The organism is Halomonas sp. (genome assembly GCF_041689495.1).
In the GTDB taxonomy this organism is placed as follows: domain Bacteria; phylum Pseudomonadota; class Gammaproteobacteria; order Pseudomonadales; family Halomonadaceae; genus Halomonas.
Genome location: NZ_JBDNGD010000225.1, coordinates 1 through 1,616, shown reverse-complemented (window position 1 = coordinate 1,616; position 1,616 = coordinate 1). Strand labels below are relative to the sequence as shown.

At 61.8% G+C, this 1,616-nt stretch carries 2 protein-coding genes; both read left to right on the top strand.

Annotated elements, in window-relative coordinates:
- Positions 1-27: 27 nt before the first annotated feature.
- Positions 28-1,126, top strand: a protein-coding gene (gene prfB, locus ACESMD_RS08020; RefSeq protein WP_372612020.1) for a peptide chain release factor 2 whose coding sequence is annotated in 2 segments (ribosomal slippage) — positions 28-102 and positions 104-1,126 — 1,098 coding nt in all. Because the reading frame shifts where the segments join, the coding sequence is not laid out codon by codon here.
- 86 nt (positions 1,127-1,212) lie between these two features.
- The coding region (locus ACESMD_RS08015; RefSeq protein ID WP_372612018.1) for an OB-fold nucleic acid binding domain-containing protein at positions 1,213-1,616 on the top strand (404 nt) is incomplete at its 3' end.

Here is a 1,616-nt window from a genome sequence, read left to right as displayed (position 1 = left end):
CCACTGAAGCGTCACGCGAGCGAGCCCATGCTGGAAACCAACCCTATACACAACCTCATCAAGGACCTGTCCGAGCGGACAGATGTCCTGAGGGGGTATCTTTGACTATGCCGAAAAGAAGGATCGGCTAGAGGAAGTCACCCGCGAGCTGGAAAATCCGGATGTCTGGAGTGATCCGGATTACGCCCAGAAACTCGGCAAGGAGCGTGCTTCCCTGGAACTCGTGGTCGAGACCCTCGATACCCTGAGCCAAGGGGTGGCGGACAGCCGTGATCTCCTGGAGCTGGCCGAGATGGAGGAAGACGAATCCACGGTGGCGGAAGTGGAAAAGGAACTCCTGGGCTTGCAGACCAGCCTCGAGAAGCTCGAGTTCCGGCGGATGTTCGCCGGGGAGATGGATCCCAACAACGCCTATCTGGATATCCAGGCGGGTTCCGGCGGCACCGAGGCCCAGGACTGGGCCAACATGCTGCTGCGCATGTACCTGCGCTGGTGCGAGCACCATGGCTTCAAGGCCGAGATCATCGAGGTCTCCGCCGGTGACGTCGCGGGGATCAAGTCGGCATCCCTGCATGTTCAGGGCGACTATGCCTTCGGCTGGCTGCGCACCGAGACAGGTGTTCATCGGCTGGTGCGCAAGAGTCCCTTCGACTCCGGCGGGCGTCGCCACACGTCCTTCGCATCGGTGTTCCTGTCACCGGAGATCGACGACAGTTTCGAGGTTGAGATCAATCCCTCTGACCTTCGCGTCGACACCTATCGCTCCAGCGGTGCCGGCGGACAGCACGTCAACACCACCGACTCGGCCGTACGCATTACCCATGAGCCCACGGGTATCGTCGTGGCCTGTCAGGGTCAGCGCAGCCAGCATGCCAACCGCGATTTCGCCATGAAGCAGCTCAAGGCGAAGCTCTGGGAACTGGAGATGCAGAAGCGTAATGCCGCCAAACAGGAAGCCGAGGACTCCAAGGCCGATATCGGCTGGGGAAGCCAGATCCGCTCCTATGTCCTGGACGACCAGCGCATCAAGGACCTGCGGACGGGCGTTCAGACCAGCAATTGCGAGAAGGTGCTGGACGGCGACATCGACCCGTTCATCGAAGCCAGCTTAAAGCAAGGACTGTAGCCACGGGCTTCGTGCGATGGGCCGCCTACTTGCCCTCGTAGCCCGTTGCCGGCAGCCTGACGCCCAAATTCTTCACAGGTAGCGACATGGCCACCCAGGATTCATCTCAGCAGGACGACAACCATCTCATCGTCGAGCGGCGCGCCAAGTTGGCCGAACGCCGCGAGATTGCACAGACTCGCGGTGAGAGTGCCTTCCCCAACGATTTCCGCCGTGACAGCCTGGCGGCTGAACTGGTGGCCAAACTGGGGGACAGGGACAAGGAATCCCTCGAGGCATTGGGTCGCCGGGCCGCGGTGGCCGGTCGCATCATGCGCAAGCGCGGACCCTTCATGGTCATTCAGGATGTATCCGGGCAGGTTCAGCTGTACGTCGACAAGAAGGGCCTTCCGGCGGCGGTGCTCGAGGATGTCAGGGGCTGGGACATCGGCGATATCGTGGCCGGGCAGGGGCCGGTGCACAAGTCCGGCAAGGGCGACCTCTATGTGAT